This is a genomic window from Staphylococcus lugdunensis (genome assembly GCF_002901705.1).
Lineage (GTDB): Bacteria > Bacillota > Bacilli > Staphylococcales > Staphylococcaceae > Staphylococcus > Staphylococcus lugdunensis.
Window position 1 is genome coordinate 58651 of the sequence record NZ_PPPV01000001.1, and the last position, 16059, is coordinate 74709.

Sequence of the window (16059 nt, forward strand, 5' to 3'; positions counted from 1 at the left end):
ATACTTTAGCCATTATTTTAATGGTAAAGCTTTTGAAATATCAATACCTAAAATGATAGGCATAAAGAAATAAACTACAATAATGATAAGTACGGCACTAATGAGATTGACCCAAAAACCTACATAAGCCATTTCCTTAATTTCTAATTTCCCAGTACCAAACACGATTGCATTGGGCGGTGTTCCCACAGGTAACATATAAGCACAGTTCGCTGCCATAGCTGCAGGAACCATCAATAATAATGGGTGTACATCAACAGCTACAGATAATGATGCCAATATTGGTAATATCATCGTCGCTGTTGCTGTATTGGAAGTTATTTCTGTTAAAAACAGGACAAATAATGTAATAACAGCTACAATAATCATCGGGCTAACACCATCTAAAGATTTTAATTGTAAACCTAACCATTTAGCCAAACCACTCTCTGATATCCCTTTCGCTAAAGCTAAGCCACCACCAAATAAAATTAGTACTCCCCATGGTAATTCTTTAGCCACTTCCCAATCAATGATTCGTTGAAACTGTTGTTTGTTCTTTGCGGGTATAATGAAAAGTAGCACTGAAATAAATATGGCGATGGTACCATCAGCTATTTCTGACGTTACAGACCAATTATTCAATAAAAATTCACGCGAAATCCAGAGTAAACTTGCAAATACAAATATAGCCTGAACAACCTTTTCTTCGTACTTCATTTTGCCAAGCTCATCTAATTTCGATTGAATCAATGATTGTCCACCAGGCAAATATTTCATATCATGTTTAAAAGCTACATATCTTAAATATGCCCATGTTAATGCGATAAGTATAAATACAGTTGGAATACCAATAATCATCCATTTAGCAAAACTAATTTCTTGTCCAAAATGTTGTTCAAATTGTCCTTTCAAAATTATTAATGGTGGCGTTCCTATCAGTGTGCCAAGACCACCTATCGTTCCTGCATAACCTATCGCTAATACTAAAGACTTTTCAAATTTGTGTAAGCTGACTTTGTGTTTTTCTTTATCATTCAATTCATTTGCTTCTTTAATTATAGCTAGTCCAATAGGAATCATTATCATGACAGCTGCTGTGTTTGACACAAACATTGATAGAAACCCTGTTGCTATCATAAAACCCAATAATATTTTGGCTGTACTTGCCCCTATATACTTGATAATCGTTAAGGCAACACGTGTATGCAAATTCCATCTTTCCATTGCAATAGCTAGAATGAAGCCACCTAAAAATAAGAAAATAATATCATTGCCATATTCTGATGATACAGCTTCAGGTGATAACACATGACCAATTGGTAATAAAATTAGCGGTAAAAAACTTGTTGCTGCAATCGGAATTGCTTCTGTTATCCACCAAATTGCAATCCACACAGTTATTGCTAATACAAAAACCCCTTTTTCTGGCAAAGCCGGTGGATGAAAGAAAATTAATATTAAAGCAAAACATAGCGGCCCTAAAATAAGTCCTAATAATTGCCCTAAATTGTAAGACTTTTTTGTACTATTTTGCGAGAAAAATGTTAAATAACTTGATGTTCGTTGCTGCGAGTCATTTTTTGAAAATAACATCGCTTCCACCCCCTACATCTTTATGTTAATTATCAAAATATTCACTTAATAGATGATAATTATAAGTATTATACCATATAAAAAAACACCCTTTTGAAAATTAATTCAACAGAGTGTTCGAGTAAATAAATTTTATTATTCAATATTAATTAAATTTATATTGATTTCTTCAGTCTGATTTATGGTCACGTCTTTGGCATCTTCAACATGTATCGTTTTTTCAGCATTATCAAATGTATTAGCCGAAATGCAAACAGTTTGATGCTTCACATTATTATAGCTGCGTATGTGAATAGCATCTTTAGTCATCTTACCTTTAAAATGATTGTTAATAATATTGATATTTCTACCTGCCTCTGTTTGGTGTTCCTGCCCTAGCATATCAGCCGCATTTTTCCCATCTTTCACTGCTAAAAAGCGGATGCCTCCAGCACAGCTAATAAAATGATTATGCGCAATAAATGTATCTTTCCATTTCAATGGTGTCACTGCATAGTCAGTCATGCCATCAAAAACATTATTATTTATGTGAACATTTTCATAAAAATGTTGATAACGACTCGCATGAGAGCCAATCGCCCGATTCCAAGGACCCATGCCAGCTGTTTCAGATTTTCCAAAGTAGCAATTTTCTATCACTACATTTTTAGTTATCGTACCATCACGCGTTCCAAATTTTGGAAATGCTCCAGGCACTTGTATATCGAGTTGAACAGCTTCTGAAAACCAGCGATCTCCATCTACATCTCTAAATCCAATAAATCGACATTGCTTAATATACAAACCATTGATTCCACAAGCATCAATACAGTGGCCTCCTACAACATTTCTAATGGTGACATCCAACAACTGTATATCTTCAGCATGTCCAAAACAAAGTGCGGTATTATTATAGGGACAATTTTTACCGTTCATATCAAAGGTGCCCCCTTTAATATGGATATGACCATTACCACGATATTCATGATAGAAAATATATGGTTTCCCATTTTTCAATAAGGCATCTTTACCTGTTCGCAATAAAGTGGTTTGCTCATCTAGCAATAATGTCGTTCCTTCATAAATAACTAATGCTTTATTTATATGAAATTCACCCGCAGGTATATAAACCGTTTGTCTTCCTTTTCTTCGATGTGCAATATTAAGTGCTTTTTGAATCGCCCGTCTATCTGCACGTCGATTCTTGCCTTTCAACCCATAATCTTGTGCATTGATAATCATATCGCACCTCCTCAAAAAAAGTTGTAACTGCAGTGTCCTATGGCTATACTTATTACTATAAATACATCATATCACATTACACGTTTTTCTTTATTTTAAGCAATTTGGGAGGCAAAAATGATTAAGAAAGCATTAATCGTAGTTGATTATTCAAATGATTTTATCGCAACTGATGGAAAATTAACGTGCGGACATCCAGGCCAAGCCATAGAGGAGTATATCAAATCCCGATTGGAAGCATATCATGCCGCACAACAAGACATTATTTTTACAATGGATTTACATTACGAAGAGGATATTTATCATCCAGAAACCCATCTTTTTCCACCACATAATCTTGCGGGCACACATGGACGAGAATTGTATGGAACGATAGGTGATTTCTATAAGCAACATCAAGATCAAAAGCATATTCACTATCTCGATAAACGTAGATATGATTCTTTTTATGGTACACCTCTTGATTCTCTTTTACGTGAACGGCATATTGATACCATTGAAATCGTAGGTGTGTGCACTGATATTTGTATTCTTCACACAGCGATTTCAGCATATAATTTAGGCTACAATATTCATATACCAGCCAAAGGGGTCGCTTCCTTTAATCCAGCTGGACATGCTTGGGCGTTGCAACATTTTAAAAATACATTGGGCGCAGAGGTAGAAGAATAATCTGAAAACGTGCTAAAATAAAAGATATCATATTTAGTAAGGGAGAATAAAAGCATGACAAAAACTTATATATTCGGGCATAAAAATCCAGATACTGATGCAATTTCATCAGCTATCATTATGGCAGATTTTGAACAACTCAGAGGTAATACTGAAGCAACTGCTTATCGTTTAGGTGACGTAAGTGCAGAAACACAATTTGCGTTAGATCATTTTAATGTCAATGCACCCGAACTTTTAACGGATGATTTGGAAGATCAAGATGTTATTTTAGTTGATCACAATGAATTCCAACAAAGTTCAGATACGATTTCTGGTGCTACAATTAAACATGTTATTGATCACCATAGAATCTCTAACTTTGAAACAGCAGGACCTTTATATTATCGTGCTGAACCAGTGGGTTGTACAGCTACTATTTTATATAAAATGTATAAAGAGCGTGGTTTTGAAATTAAACGTGAAATTGCAGGACTTATGGTGTCTGCAATCATTTCAGACAGCTTATTATTTAAATCACCAACTTGTACTAAAGAAGATGTTGCCGCTGCTCAAGCACTAAAAGACATCGCTCAAATAGATTTAGATAGTTATGGTTTAGATATGCTTAAAGCAGGCGCATCTACTACAGATAAATCTGCTGAATTTTTAATTAATAAAGATGCAAAATCTTTCAACATGGGAGATTATGTCACTCGTATTGCACAAGTTAACACAGTAGATATTGATGAAGTATTAGACCGTAAAGATGAATTTGAAAAAGTAATGTTAGAAGCAAGTGCCAATGAAAAATATGATTTATTCGTGTTAGTTGTCACTGATATTATCAATAGTAACTCTAAAATATTAGTTGTTGGTGCTGAAAAAGAAAAAGTTGGCGAAGCATTTAATGTTAAGTTAGACGACGGTATGGCATTCTTAACTGGTGTTGTATCACGTAAAAAACAAGTTGTTCCTCAAATAACTGAAGTTTTAATTAAATAAAAGTTTTACAGTTTAATTGAATATTAATTAAGTAACGATTTTCATTGCTCATGCTGTGGAAATCGTTATTTTTTATAGTGAGTAAATATTTATATCATTTTTTCACATTACATCCTCCTACCCTAAATGCAAACACAAAAACTGAATTAGTATGATTATAATGAGCCATATATTACAATGACAATGATATGTATTTATCTTATTAGACATGCTTTTATGGTCAAAACGTAATTATGAGTTTATAAAAAATGAGTCTGGAACATCATTATGTTTTAAACTATAAACTAAATATTGGCAGTAATTGACTTGATTGAAAGTACGCTGATACCAAGCTTTTTTCAATCCTAGTCAACCTTGCCGGGCGAGACTACGAATTCATAATGAATCCTGTCCCACTCCCCATGTCATTAATAATATTGATATAGAAAAAAGGAGGCACTGCATTGAATCACATAGAACAAAGATTTAATGAGAGCAAACAATATTTTAATACTCAAGCTACTAAAAATGTTAAGTTTAGAAAACAGCAATTAAAAAGTTTGCGTAAAAATATTAAAAACAATGAAAAAGCATTACTAGAAGCATTGAAAAAAGACCTAGGCAAAAACAATGTCGAAGCCTACGCGACTGAAATTGGCATCGTACTAAAAAGTATTAAGCTCGCACTTAAAGAATTAAAATCTTGGACTAAAACCCAACAAGTCGATACCCCATTATTTATGTTTCCGACAAAAAGTTATATTATGAAAGAACCTTATGGTACTGTCTTAATTATCGGACCTTTTAATTATCCTGTTCAACTAGTATTTGAGCCACTCATAGGTGCCATAGCAGCTGGTAATACGGCTATTATTAAGCCATCCGAATTGACACCACACACTACCGAAGTCGTTAATCACATCATTGAATCGTCTTTTGAACATCGGTATATTAGTATTGTTGAAGGTAGTATTGATGAAACTCAAACGTTGCTTCATCTCCCCTTTGATTACATTTTCTTTACAGGTAGTGAAAAGGTTGGACGTATTGTTTATGAAACAGCTAGCAAACAATTGACTCCTGTAACCCTTGAATTAGGAGGAAAATCACCTGTTATTGTCGACGAAACTGCGAATATTAAAGTAGCAAGTGATAGAATAACCTTTGGAAAATTTACAAATGCTGGACAAACGTGCGTAGCACCTGATTATATATTAGTAAATAAAAAAGTAAAATCTGCACTAATTACAGCATTAAAACACTCTATTGCAGAATTTTATGGCAAAAATGTTCAAAACAATCCTGATTATGGGCGCATTATTAATGACAAACATTTTACTAGGTTAAATGAATTATTAAATATTCATCGCAATGAAATTATTGTTGGAGGGACTAGCGACAAAGAAAACCGATATATAGCGCCTACATTGTTAGAAAATATTACCCCACATTCTAAAATTATGGAAGAAGAAATATTTGGCCCTATTCTACCTATCATTGAATACGATGATTTTAATGAGGCATTAGATATCGTGCGCGCAAAATCAAAACCTTTAAGTTGTTACTTGTTTAGTGAAGATGAAAATAATACACAACGCGTACTGAATGAATTATCATTTGGTGGCGGTGCAATTAATGATACTTTAATGCATTTAGCTAATCCAAATTTACCTTTTGGAGGCGTTGGTGCTTCAGGCATTGGACAATATCATGGTAAATATTCATTTGATACATTTAGTCATGATAAATCTTATATATTTAAATCGACACGTTTAGATTCAAGTATGATTTATCCACCTTATAAAGGTAAATTAAAATACATTAAAGCGTTTTTTAAAAATTAATAAACAAGCCCAATAACCACAAGGCAGTTTTGATAGATTGACTATCATGACAACATATGCCAATGTGTTATTGGGCTTATTTTTATCTATTATTTCAAATTAAAAATGTGACACAAACACCTTCTGGAGCAACATGTGTTGAATCAGTCAACGATAACTTTCCAGTATCATGATTGCGTTCAAAGACTGTGACAATACCTCCATCTTCTTGATGTGCACAAACAATGTAATCATCTGAAGCTGTTATATTAAAGTCTCGAGGAAATACGCCGCCACTTTTAACGATATCAATTAACTCTAGATGTGCACCTTCGTCACTTAATTTAAAAATGGCAATGCTATCATCTCCCCTATTACTCACATAGATAAAACGTTGGTCGTGAGATAAGCGTACTGCTGCTAACTTCGTTTCATTTTGTAGCTGTTCTGGTATTGTTGAATGACGTTCTAATTCATGAAACTCGCCATTTTGATAAGTTGTCACACTGATGATATTTGATAATTCATGTACCACATACGCATATTGTCCATTGTTATGAAATGCGATATGACGAGGCCCATCTGCATCATTAAATTGTGATACTGCACTTTCTTTAAATCCTTTATCACTGAATTCATATGTGATAATTCGATCCGCACCCAAATCAGTAACAACAACAAAGCGTTGATCTGGTGTCTCATGAATAAAGTGTGCATGTGAGTGTTCTTGACGTTCATGAGAACCAAGGGGATAATGGAGTGCTAATTCATCTATAAGGTTGATAATATGGCCTGTTTGAGTATCCAATTTATATAATCTCACAAGTCCAGCACTATATACTGCCTCAAAAAGGTATTCACCACTTGTTGATATAGATATATAACAACCTGTCCCTTCCGTTGATGGCAGACATTGATTCATATATGTTAAAGAGCCATCCGCTTCCTTTTTAAAACTTGCAACACCACACTGAGCATCCTCTTTTGTGATTGCATATAAATAATCATCTGTCTGAGCCAAATATGTTGATGCTTCAATGTTGTAACCTGTTTCTAAAAATTTGATACGCCCTTGTACATCATCTAATTCATAACGATAAATACCCTTTCCGTTATGTTTCGTATATGACCCAATATATCCAATTGTCATAACTATCATCCCTCCAAACTTCTTATTTACTATTCTATAAAAGATTACAATTAAATAACAACTATTTAACAAATAAAAAAACAGCGTCTGTAACACTAACAGACACTGACTAAAACAATATAGAATTAAGCATTATTTCCTTCAATATCAGAAATAATTTCTTTTGTTTTTCTTTCGATATCTTCAAAATCTTTTTTGAAAATGTAAGCAAAAGCTACAAAACCTACACTTACAATGACAGTTGTAATAGCCACTAAGCTAAATACAAATTTAAATAATCCTTTAATAAAGTTCCACATTGCGATTTCACCTCTATTTAAAAATAAGCATATTTACAATATATAATATTATCACATATGCATTTACCATTAAACTTATACCCTTATTCTGATATAATAATCAAAAGCTTATCACAATATTTTGTTACCAATTCCACCAATTAATAATAGCATTTTTTACTTTATTATAAGTGTTTCCATTCATGAAAATCACCTCATTAATTATGATTAGCAATATCTAATGCTGTTATTTATTATAAATTCATTATTGTGAAAAATACAATTAATAACATATTACAATTCTGTAATAAATTAACTTGTGGAGGTTTACAATGCAACATGTTCAATCTGAAATTATGACACATCGTGGCTCGCACTATGATTTAGGTGTTAAAACAGCTCAATGGTTACGTAAAACCCCTTTACTAAAAAATAGAGAACAAGAGTGGAAGAAACGCATGCCAAGATTTGATATAGATGTTAAAGAAACGTATGGCGTTTTTCAAACATATGCGCCAGAAATATGGCAAGAACTAACTGGAATGCAAGATGTATTAAATCTTCCAAGTAAACAAATGGTCTTAAATTTTGCACATTATCGTTTTACTGATTTACCAGAGAGCGGTTGTACCGTCTTTCAAGGCAAAGATTATATGGTCAGAAATTATGATTATCATCCTGCAACTTATGATGGTCGTTACTTATTATTTCAACCGAATGATGGTGGTTTAGCTCAAATTGGACCTACATCCAGAGTGACAGGTCGAATGGATGGCATGAATGAAGCTGGTCTAGTAATGGGGTACAATTTCATGCATCGTAAAAAGCCAGGTAATGGATTTGTATGCTATATGATTGGTCGCTTAATTTTACAATATTGTAAAACTGTTGATGATGCAATTACGTTTTTACAAGAACTTCCTCATAGAAGTTCTTTCAGCTACATAGTTATGGATAGAAACTTAAACCATGCAATTATTGAAGTCACGCCTCGCAGTTTCAACGTCCGTTATGATAAAGTATGTACGAATCACTTTGAACTTTTAACTCACGAAAATAGAAATTATACGGCTGAATCTCAAGCTCGCCTTGAACGTACTATCAGTCAAACATCACAATCACTTGACAAACATCAAGCATTCAAACTATTTAATGATCCTCAATATGAAATATATAGTAAATTATTCAGAAGTTGGTCTGGTACGATCCACACTTCTATGTATGAACCACAATCTTTATTTGCATGGATGACTTTAGGTGAAAATAAAGCGCCACGCGTAATTGATTTTCAAGCATGGTTAAACGGCACGCCGCTATTCTTTAATCAATTTGATGGTCGTTTAGATACAGATTTAACCTTTGCTACTTATTAATGAAAAAACATTAATTAACGTGTTTACTTCTATAACGAATAAACAAGAGAAAATAAGTCTCTGACAACATATAATTAAACATTAGGAATTAGTTTAAAGTATTTAGGCAAGGCTTTTGAGGGTTCAAGATGTACTGAAACTATTACCAATGAAAGCAAGTCAATAATACGAACGATCGTTAATAAAGAAAAGAGCGGGACTACGAGTTCATGATGAATTCGCAGTCCCGCCCTGGCAAGGTTGACTAGGATTGAAAAAAGCTTGGTATCAGCGTACTTTCAATCCAGTCAACCACTGCCAATATTTAGTTTATAGTTTAAAACATAATGATGTACCAAACTGAACTGTTTTCTAGGTATCATGTTTTAGACTCTGTGTCATCTAATTATTGGATTATTATATCTCCATCAGTTGTATAAAACTCTAAAACGTTGTGACTGATACCTACTTTTCCTTCTTTAAATGCTGACTGTGTGACAACACTTTTACCGTGACCTGGATGAAGTTTTAATAATGTGTTTTTTGGCTTTCGTTTATATGCAAAATTAATGTCTCCATTTTTCGTAGCTGCTTTCAAATTTGATTGTCGCGGCATATCTTCAAATCTTATATCTCCTTGATTAGCAAGAAAAATAGAATCATTCATTTGGCTATTTTCAATGTTAAAGCCCCCACTGTCTACTTTAAAACGACTTGACCGCATCTTACTGTTATTGATGTTCATATAATAATTATCGCCATTGATTTCAGCATTATCGAAATGACAATTGGTAATATTTATGCTGTCAACCCCTTTATAAATTGTTGTCTCAGCTGACTGAATACCATCAATAATTAACTTATTGTTTGGAGCATCGATCGTTAAATGCTTTAACATTTTAGATGGTACCTCTATTTCAATCATATAATTAATGGTTCTAAATGGATTGACATTAACACTATAACCTCTATTTGAAGATTTGGTTTGCATTACGCGCAATGTACCTTTGTATTTATGCATAGTTACCTTATTATCACTGTAATATTTCACCTTAAATTGTTTACCTTGCTTTATATGAACGCCACCAGAAGCTTTAATTGATAAACTTTTTATTTCATTTGCATCATAAGACTGAGTATATTTCAAATTTTTATATTTTTCTTTATCATGCATAAACCATGATAGTGTACCGCTAATGAAGAAAATAATAAATATAGCGATACCTGCAATCATTACTTTTTTCATTATTGGACGCTTCCTTTAACCGTTTTAATATACCACATTAAATATTTAATAATTAAACGATAAATTAAATTAACCAGTTTTAATGCTAAAACGATAAATATTAATCCCAATCCTGAATATGAAAGCCCAAATAAAATATTACTCAATGAATCTGGAATGTGTCGCCACAAACTTACGAGCATTAAAATGATAGGTGTTAATGTTAGAACACAAGCCATTACCAATATAAGCATTAAAATCATCCCAACAATTAATGTAGGAATTAAAATAAATAGCGTCGATAATACACCTAAACTAAGTGATGCCATAACTGCTCTAACAACATTACGTAGATTAGGACGGAACTCTGCATAACTAATCGCTGATTTCGCTTTAAAATTTTTGGCAATATTTTGCGGTTCCGGCATTTTTGTAACAATTTGTTGTTCTGTTTTCCCTTGTTGTTCTTCAGCCAAAAACATCGATTCATACTTATACATAATTTGGTCTTTTTGTTCTCGAGGCAACTCATCTAATTCAATTTCAAGCTGGTTTAAAAAAGTAATCTTATCCATACGTTCACTCCACTATATCGTTTATCTATATATCATATTTAGTGGTAAAAATTTAATAAGTCGAATGTATTAGCGACTGAAAAATTCTAATCGTTTTACACTATTATCTTTATATAAAATAGATAATTTCATATGATTTTGCTTATCAAAATATGTAATTGACTTATATTTCTTGCCCTGATGTGTTTTTTTATAACTTTCCCCTAAATTCATAATGGCTTGATCAATTGAATCACCAATTTGAACTCCAAAATTAGTAGTAATATTAGAATGATTAATTAACACAATCCCTTTTATTTTATTACTATGCTTTTGAACTTTAACTATAAGATTTTTATACTTTTTATGTGTATAAAAACGATATCTATCTAACTTTATTTTGTGGTTCAGTTGATAATCCGAATTATTGAATTGTTGATTTAGTTGTAAATCATTAATTTTTAGTTCAGATAAATCCACCGACTTTTCATTTTTATAAACATTTAAACTTATTAAAACAATAATGGAACTTATTAAGAATATTAAAAAAACAATCCATCTGTTTTCAATACGCACTTTATTCACCACTTTCTTACTATTTATTAAATATATCATAAGCACTAGCTCGTTGCATTTATCTTTATGGTATCTTTATGAATATCTTATAAAAGAAAGCTTCTTCATTTGTATATTATGCATTTGTTGCTATAATTATATAAACTACTTAATGGGAGGAAATGATTATGGCTAAGTTAGAAACATATTTTAAGCAAAGTCAACCTATTGGTCAGTACATTGATGACATGACAGTAAACAAGGAAAATGTATTGTCAATTTATGAGTCATTCAAGCTACCTAATGATGATCAGCGACTCAAACAGTTGCAACAATCAGCTTACAGCAAAGTATTAGTAATATCAGAAGACTGGTGTGGCGATGCGATGATGAATTTACCTATTCTGAAACGTATCAGCGAAGAACTAAATTGGGAAGTGCGTGTCTTCCATAGAGACGAAGATACGGATTTAATTGATCAATATTTAACTAATGGTACATCTCGTTCGATTCCCATTTTTATCTTTTTAAACGATAACTATGAACAAGAGACCGTTTGGGGTCCACGTGCACAAATTGTTCAAAAATTTGTCGATGACGTTCGTTCAACGCACTTACCTAACAAAGAAGATGCTAATTACGAAGATAAGTTAAATGAAACACATGTTATTATTTCTAATCGTTATAAAACAGACTCTACATTATGGCAAGCTGTTTATGACTCTATTATTACGAAATTAAGTTAATTATCCAATGTAAAAACACCCTAAAAGTTAGAAAAAAGCTAACTTTTAGGGTGTACTTTGTTTCAATATTACTTTTATTATTTTTAATATTTTTTATATATCGCGCTTAGTTGCATAAAACAGTGTTGTTACAAAAAGCACTACAATTGATGCGATTGAGATAAACCACTGCCAATTTGTAAATTCTATATTGCTATTTAATTCTTTTTTTGTTAAATAGCTAAACGGTATATATTTCATCGCATCTTGTATGTGTTCTCCCCATTCTGGAATAAGTCCTAAAAATGGATCAATAAATGGCACAATAAAGATTAAGAAAATACCTATTGTAAATATCACTGCTGGCTTTTGAACAATGAGTGTCAGCAAGAATAATACTAATCCATAAAATAATAAGAAAATCACATAGAACCAAATGTTTTTTAGGAATATATCTCCATCTAATTTATCGCCCTTAGTAAAGGCTTGAATTAACAGCATAGAAATATAAGCTACTCCTGCAAATATAAGTGCTATCAAAATAATTGATATAACTTTCGCCATCACATATCCAATTCTGCTAGAAACTCTGTTCATATAAAGTTGAATTGTCCCTTGTGAATAATCTCTAGTGATTGTTTTAATTACAAAAAGCGTGCCCACAAATAGTAAAGCCCAGTTAATCATTGGAATTAATGACTCATAGTGGACTTTATGCGTATTTTTCATAAACAAGTAGGATACTAGTCCAAATAACCCACCAACAAGTGCAATTGCCACATATGTCAAATAACTTTTTATTATACTAATTAAATCATATTTCACTAGTTGTAAGCTTCTCATTATTTATCACCTCTTTGATTAATATTAAAATACGTGTCGCGTAATGAATTTTTACGTGATTCGATAAACGTTGGGTACACATGACGTTGCGCTAACAATTTAAGTAATTGACTATAATCTTGTTGAATTTTAATATGCAATTCTCCAAGTTCAGCATGTGACTCGAGTACATTGAAATGGTTCTCTAGCACTTCTTTCGCCTCGTCAAACTGCTCTACCTTAACTTTAATAATAGTAGCATCATCAATACTTCCTTTTGTCATATCAACATCTTGTACAAATTTACCATTTCTTAAGAAAATAGCACGATCACAAATTAATTCAATATCTTCAAGTTTATGACTAGAGATAAGTATTTTCATTTGTAGTTCTTCAACTAATGACTTAATTGTCTCAAGAACATCAATCGATCCATCTGGGTCCATACCATTCGTTGGTTCATCTAAAATCAAATACTTTGGTTTATTCATCAAAGAAACTGCAATTGCTAACTTTTGTTTCATACCCATAGAGTATTTTTTAACTTTTTTATTAATATATGATCTCATTCCAAAAGCATCGATAATTTTATCTGAATAACTTTTATCAAATCCATTACCTAATACTTGAGCAAATAATTTCAAATTATCTAATCCGGATTTATTATCATAAAGCTTTGGATGTTCAATTAAATAACCTATATTATCTTCACGATTAACCGCAACTTCTCCTTGATAGTTGATAATATTATTGTTCATCACTTTCATCAATGTTGTCTTTCCAACACCATTTTTACCAATAAGTCCTACAATTTGACTTTCCTTAAAATCAAAATCGATTTGGTCTAACACGACATTATCTTTATATGTTTTGGTGATTTTCTTTAATTGCATCAAATACCTCCTGACTTTTTATAAACGTTTAATGTATTTTAACTGTATGAAATAATTAATAATAAATATGAGAATTGCAATTACTAATAACCCGTTGTTTAAAAAATAAGCAACCTCATTTTTAGACAATTGATTATTGAACATAGCATGATTTAAAACTGTAAAGAAAAATGAATACATAACTGGTATAACAATTAACATGAAGATTAAATAACCAACATAGCTAACGCCTTTTCGCTTATACTCCGTATATTTTGGAAAAGCGATTGGTATAGATAGGAAATTAACAATTAAAAATGAATATGCAGTTGAAATATGCAGTCGATTCATGAGTTCATTATCAATTGTTTGACTATCATATAAACCGATGACCAGTGCTCCAAAAAGTGTTAACAATAAGCACGTAAGATAATTTGCACGAAGCATGTCCTTTTTAGATACGGGCAAACTGGCAAAATATATATAGGCTTGTTGTCCACCTAGTCTTTTATGCACTCTAAACATATGTCCTGCATCAAAGATACTAATTATCATTAAGATAATACCTATTGGAATAAAGATGATAAATCCAAAATCTGTATTTACTGTAATAATAATGTAAATTGGAAAGAACACTAAAAGCCCTAAGTATATGTAAAGGGTCCATTGTCGTAATTTAAAGTTTCGCATCAGAAGGGATTTCATTGTGAATCCTCCCTTACTGATAGATTATTTTTCTGCCCTTTATCTAAATAAATCATTAATTCTTCTATCGTCGGACTATAAACTTCTACATCATGACCAAAAAGCTCTTTAAATGTATTACCGTGACTCGTCAATCCTAAGTAACCAGTGTGGCGTATCTCTTTGTAATCTAGTAGGTCATCTAGTTCGCTATCTAATTGAGCTGCATCACCTTTGACAATATCATATTTTGCTAATAAAGCATCACATTCACCTGTTAATAAGATTTCACCATGCTTTAGATAAACTAAATAGTCGGCAATTTTTTCTAAATCAGACATAATATGCGTTGACATCAATACTGTCTTTTGTTCATCTAATAGTTCATGTTGTATCAATGTCAGAACTTCATTACGAGCTACTGGATCTAATCCAGAGGTAGGCTCGTCAAAAACAAACAGTTCTGCGTGATGACTAAGTGCTAACGCTAATGATAATTTCATTTTCATCCCACTCGAAAGCATCTTTATCTTTTGCTGCTTGTTCAAGTGAAATTGTCTCAAGTAATCGTTAAAACACTTCGTATCCCACTGATTATAAAAAGGTGCCGTATAATACTCTAATTTATCGATTGTCCAATCAGGATTTGCATATATATCTGAATAGACAAAGCCTATTTTATCCTTAATGTACTGTGGTGCATCATCCATAGTACGATTAAAGAGTTGAATTGTTCCACTAGAAGCCTCGAGTAAACCCATTATCAGACGTATGATGGTCGTTTTACCAGACCCATTAGCTCCGATAAAACCAGTGACAAATCCACGTGGTATATTAAAGGAAATATTTTTGAGTTCAATTGATGGATTTTTGTAATTAACGTTGTTTAGTTCTACAACATTCATACTTCATCCTCCTCATAAATCAAAGAGATAATTTCCTTTATTTCTGCTAAAGGCATACCAATCGTTTTAGCCTCTTTACACAATGAATGAGCAAGTTGTTCAATCACAATAAATTGTTTCTCTTTTAAAATAGATTGGTCTTGTTCTTTAACAAAGGTGCCTTTTCCTCTAATTGTAGTCACAAATCCATCTTTTTCTAAATCTTCATAAGCACGTTTTGTCGTGATTAAACTGACTTGTAAATCCTTAGCCAGCTCTCTCATTGATGGTAAATGGCTCCCAGCATCTATCTGACCTGTTAAAATATTTTCTTTTATTTGCTGCTTTATTTGTTCATATATAGGTTGATTAGAGGTGTTTTTTATCAGTATTTTCATGCACGTCCCCCTTTAATAACTGTATATACATAATATACACACCATAACTTCATATGTAAAGAGAAAAAGAGAGATTTATTGTTTTATTCAGGAGGACTGTATATATACTATATATATGCAATTGCATTTTCTCGTAATATATAAGCCGTAAAATGCCTGAAGTTCAGCAATTTACGACTTAAGTATATCGATAAGAACATGGTAAAAAATGTAATTATTATTACTTTATTTTCTATTTTGCTTGCGTCTATCATTGTTCCGACTAATAAAAGCACAAATAATGAACAAAATAGCAGCGGTTAAAAT

At 32.1% G+C, this 16059-nt stretch carries 17 protein-coding genes and 1 pseudogene; 5 read left to right on the forward strand and 13 right to left on the reverse strand.

Annotated features, from left to right (window positions below):
- Window positions 1-12: 12 nt before the first annotated feature.
- The gene (locus CD041_RS00295; protein ID WP_062077837.1) at window positions 13-1575 is read right to left on the reverse strand and encodes an SLC13 family permease; all 1563 of its coding nucleotides are present in this window, start codon (window positions 1573-1575) and stop codon (window positions 13-15) included.
- Between the two features lie 135 nt (window positions 1576-1710).
- The gene (locus CD041_RS00300; protein ID WP_062077839.1) at window positions 1711-2796 is read right to left on the reverse strand and encodes a glycosyl hydrolase family 28-related protein; all 1086 of its coding nucleotides are present in this window, start codon (window positions 2794-2796) and stop codon (window positions 1711-1713) included.
- A 117-nt stretch (window positions 2797-2913) separates the two neighbouring features.
- On the opposite strand from CD041_RS00300, the gene CD041_RS00305 reads away from it, so the two are divergent.
- From CD041_RS00305 to CD041_RS00315, 3 genes are all read left to right on the forward strand, one after another.
- The gene (locus CD041_RS00305) at window positions 2914-3468 is read left to right on the forward strand and encodes a cysteine hydrolase family protein (RefSeq protein WP_002477934.1); all 555 of its coding nucleotides are present in this window, start codon (window positions 2914-2916) and stop codon (window positions 3466-3468) included.
- Window positions 3469-3522: 54 nt separating this feature from the next.
- Window positions 3523-4452, forward strand: coding sequence for a manganese-dependent inorganic pyrophosphatase (locus CD041_RS00310; protein WP_002461385.1), 930 nt, complete (start codon window positions 3523-3525; stop codon window positions 4450-4452).
- A gap of 443 nt (window positions 4453-4895) precedes the next feature.
- Complete coding sequence (locus tag CD041_RS00315) at window positions 4896-6275, forward strand: aldehyde dehydrogenase (protein WP_070648277.1); 1380 nt, start codon at window positions 4896-4898, stop codon at window positions 6273-6275.
- Between the two features lie 94 nt (window positions 6276-6369).
- Here the strand turns inward: CD041_RS00315 and pglS are convergent, their stop codons facing one another.
- Both pglS and CD041_RS00325 read right to left on the reverse strand, forming a co-directional pair.
- Complete coding sequence (gene pglS, locus CD041_RS00320) at window positions 6370-7404, reverse strand: 6-phosphogluconolactonase (RefSeq protein ID WP_070648275.1); 1035 nt, start codon at window positions 7402-7404, stop codon at window positions 6370-6372.
- A 125-nt stretch (window positions 7405-7529) separates the two neighbouring features.
- Window positions 7530-7703, reverse strand: coding sequence for a hypothetical protein (locus CD041_RS00325; protein WP_002461390.1), 174 nt, complete (start codon window positions 7701-7703; stop codon window positions 7530-7532).
- Between the two features lie 311 nt (window positions 7704-8014).
- Here CD041_RS00325 and CD041_RS00330 point away from each other — a divergent pair, with 311 nt between their 5' ends.
- Window positions 8015-9055, forward strand: a complete 1041-nt coding sequence (locus CD041_RS00330) for a C45 family autoproteolytic acyltransferase/hydrolase (RefSeq protein ID WP_070648274.1) — start codon at window positions 8015-8017, stop codon at window positions 9053-9055.
- A gap of 385 nt (window positions 9056-9440) precedes the next feature.
- Here CD041_RS00330 and CD041_RS00335 read toward each other — a convergent pair whose 3' ends face one another.
- The 3 genes from CD041_RS00335 to CD041_RS00345 form a co-directional block, all read right to left on the reverse strand.
- Complete coding sequence (locus tag CD041_RS00335; protein WP_070648273.1) at window positions 9441-10280, reverse strand: DUF4097 family beta strand repeat-containing protein; 840 nt, start codon at window positions 10278-10280, stop codon at window positions 9441-9443.
- The gene (locus tag CD041_RS00340; RefSeq protein ID WP_002461394.1) at window positions 10280-10834 is read right to left on the reverse strand and encodes an HAAS signaling domain-containing protein; all 555 of its coding nucleotides are present in this window, start codon (window positions 10832-10834) and stop codon (window positions 10280-10282) included. Before CD041_RS00340 ends, CD041_RS00335 begins: the two co-directional genes overlap by 1 nt.
- 69 nt (window positions 10835-10903) lie before the next feature.
- Window positions 10904-11428 carry a hypothetical protein gene (locus tag CD041_RS00345; protein WP_002477930.1) on the reverse strand — a complete coding sequence of 175 codons (525 nt, stop codon included), beginning with the start codon at window positions 11426-11428 and terminating at the stop codon, window positions 10904-10906.
- Between the two features lie 128 nt (window positions 11429-11556).
- Here CD041_RS00345 and CD041_RS00350 point away from each other — a divergent pair, with 128 nt between their 5' ends.
- The gene (locus tag CD041_RS00350; protein WP_002461397.1) at window positions 11557-12114 is read left to right on the forward strand and encodes a thioredoxin family protein; all 558 of its coding nucleotides are present in this window, start codon (window positions 11557-11559) and stop codon (window positions 12112-12114) included.
- 93 nt (window positions 12115-12207) lie between these two features.
- On the opposite strand, the gene pmtD is transcribed toward CD041_RS00350, so the two are convergent.
- The 6 genes and pseudogenes from pmtD to CD041_RS12225 all read right to left on the reverse strand — a co-directional run.
- On the reverse strand, window positions 12208-12936 hold the full coding sequence (pmtD, locus tag CD041_RS00355; RefSeq protein WP_002477929.1) for a phenol-soluble modulin export ABC transporter permease subunit PmtD: 729 nt from the start codon (window positions 12934-12936) through the stop codon (window positions 12208-12210).
- The gene (pmtC, locus tag CD041_RS00360; RefSeq protein WP_002461399.1) at window positions 12936-13808 is read right to left on the reverse strand and encodes a phenol-soluble modulin export ABC transporter ATP-binding protein PmtC; all 873 of its coding nucleotides are present in this window, start codon (window positions 13806-13808) and stop codon (window positions 12936-12938) included. The genes pmtD and pmtC overlap by 1 nt, the downstream gene beginning before the upstream one ends.
- A gap of 18 nt (window positions 13809-13826) precedes the next feature.
- Window positions 13827-14492, reverse strand: coding sequence for a phenol-soluble modulin export ABC transporter permease subunit PmtB (gene pmtB, locus CD041_RS00365; RefSeq protein ID WP_002477928.1), 666 nt, complete (start codon window positions 14490-14492; stop codon window positions 13827-13829).
- On the reverse strand, window positions 14489-15376 hold the full coding sequence (pmtA, locus tag CD041_RS00370) for a phenol-soluble modulin export ABC transporter ATP-binding protein PmtA (RefSeq protein WP_002461402.1): 888 nt from the start codon (window positions 15374-15376) through the stop codon (window positions 14489-14491). The genes pmtB and pmtA overlap by 4 nt, the downstream gene beginning before the upstream one ends.
- Window positions 15373-15753: a PSM export ABC transporter transcriptional regulator PmtR gene (gene pmtR, locus CD041_RS00375; protein ID WP_002461404.1), complete on the reverse strand. Its 381-nt coding sequence runs from the start codon at window positions 15751-15753 to the stop codon at window positions 15373-15375. The genes pmtA and pmtR overlap by 4 nt, the downstream gene beginning before the upstream one ends.
- 225 nt (window positions 15754-15978) lie before the next feature.
- Window positions 15979-16059 (reverse strand): annotated as a pseudogene (locus tag CD041_RS12225) (SE1626 family protein); the annotation flags it as partial.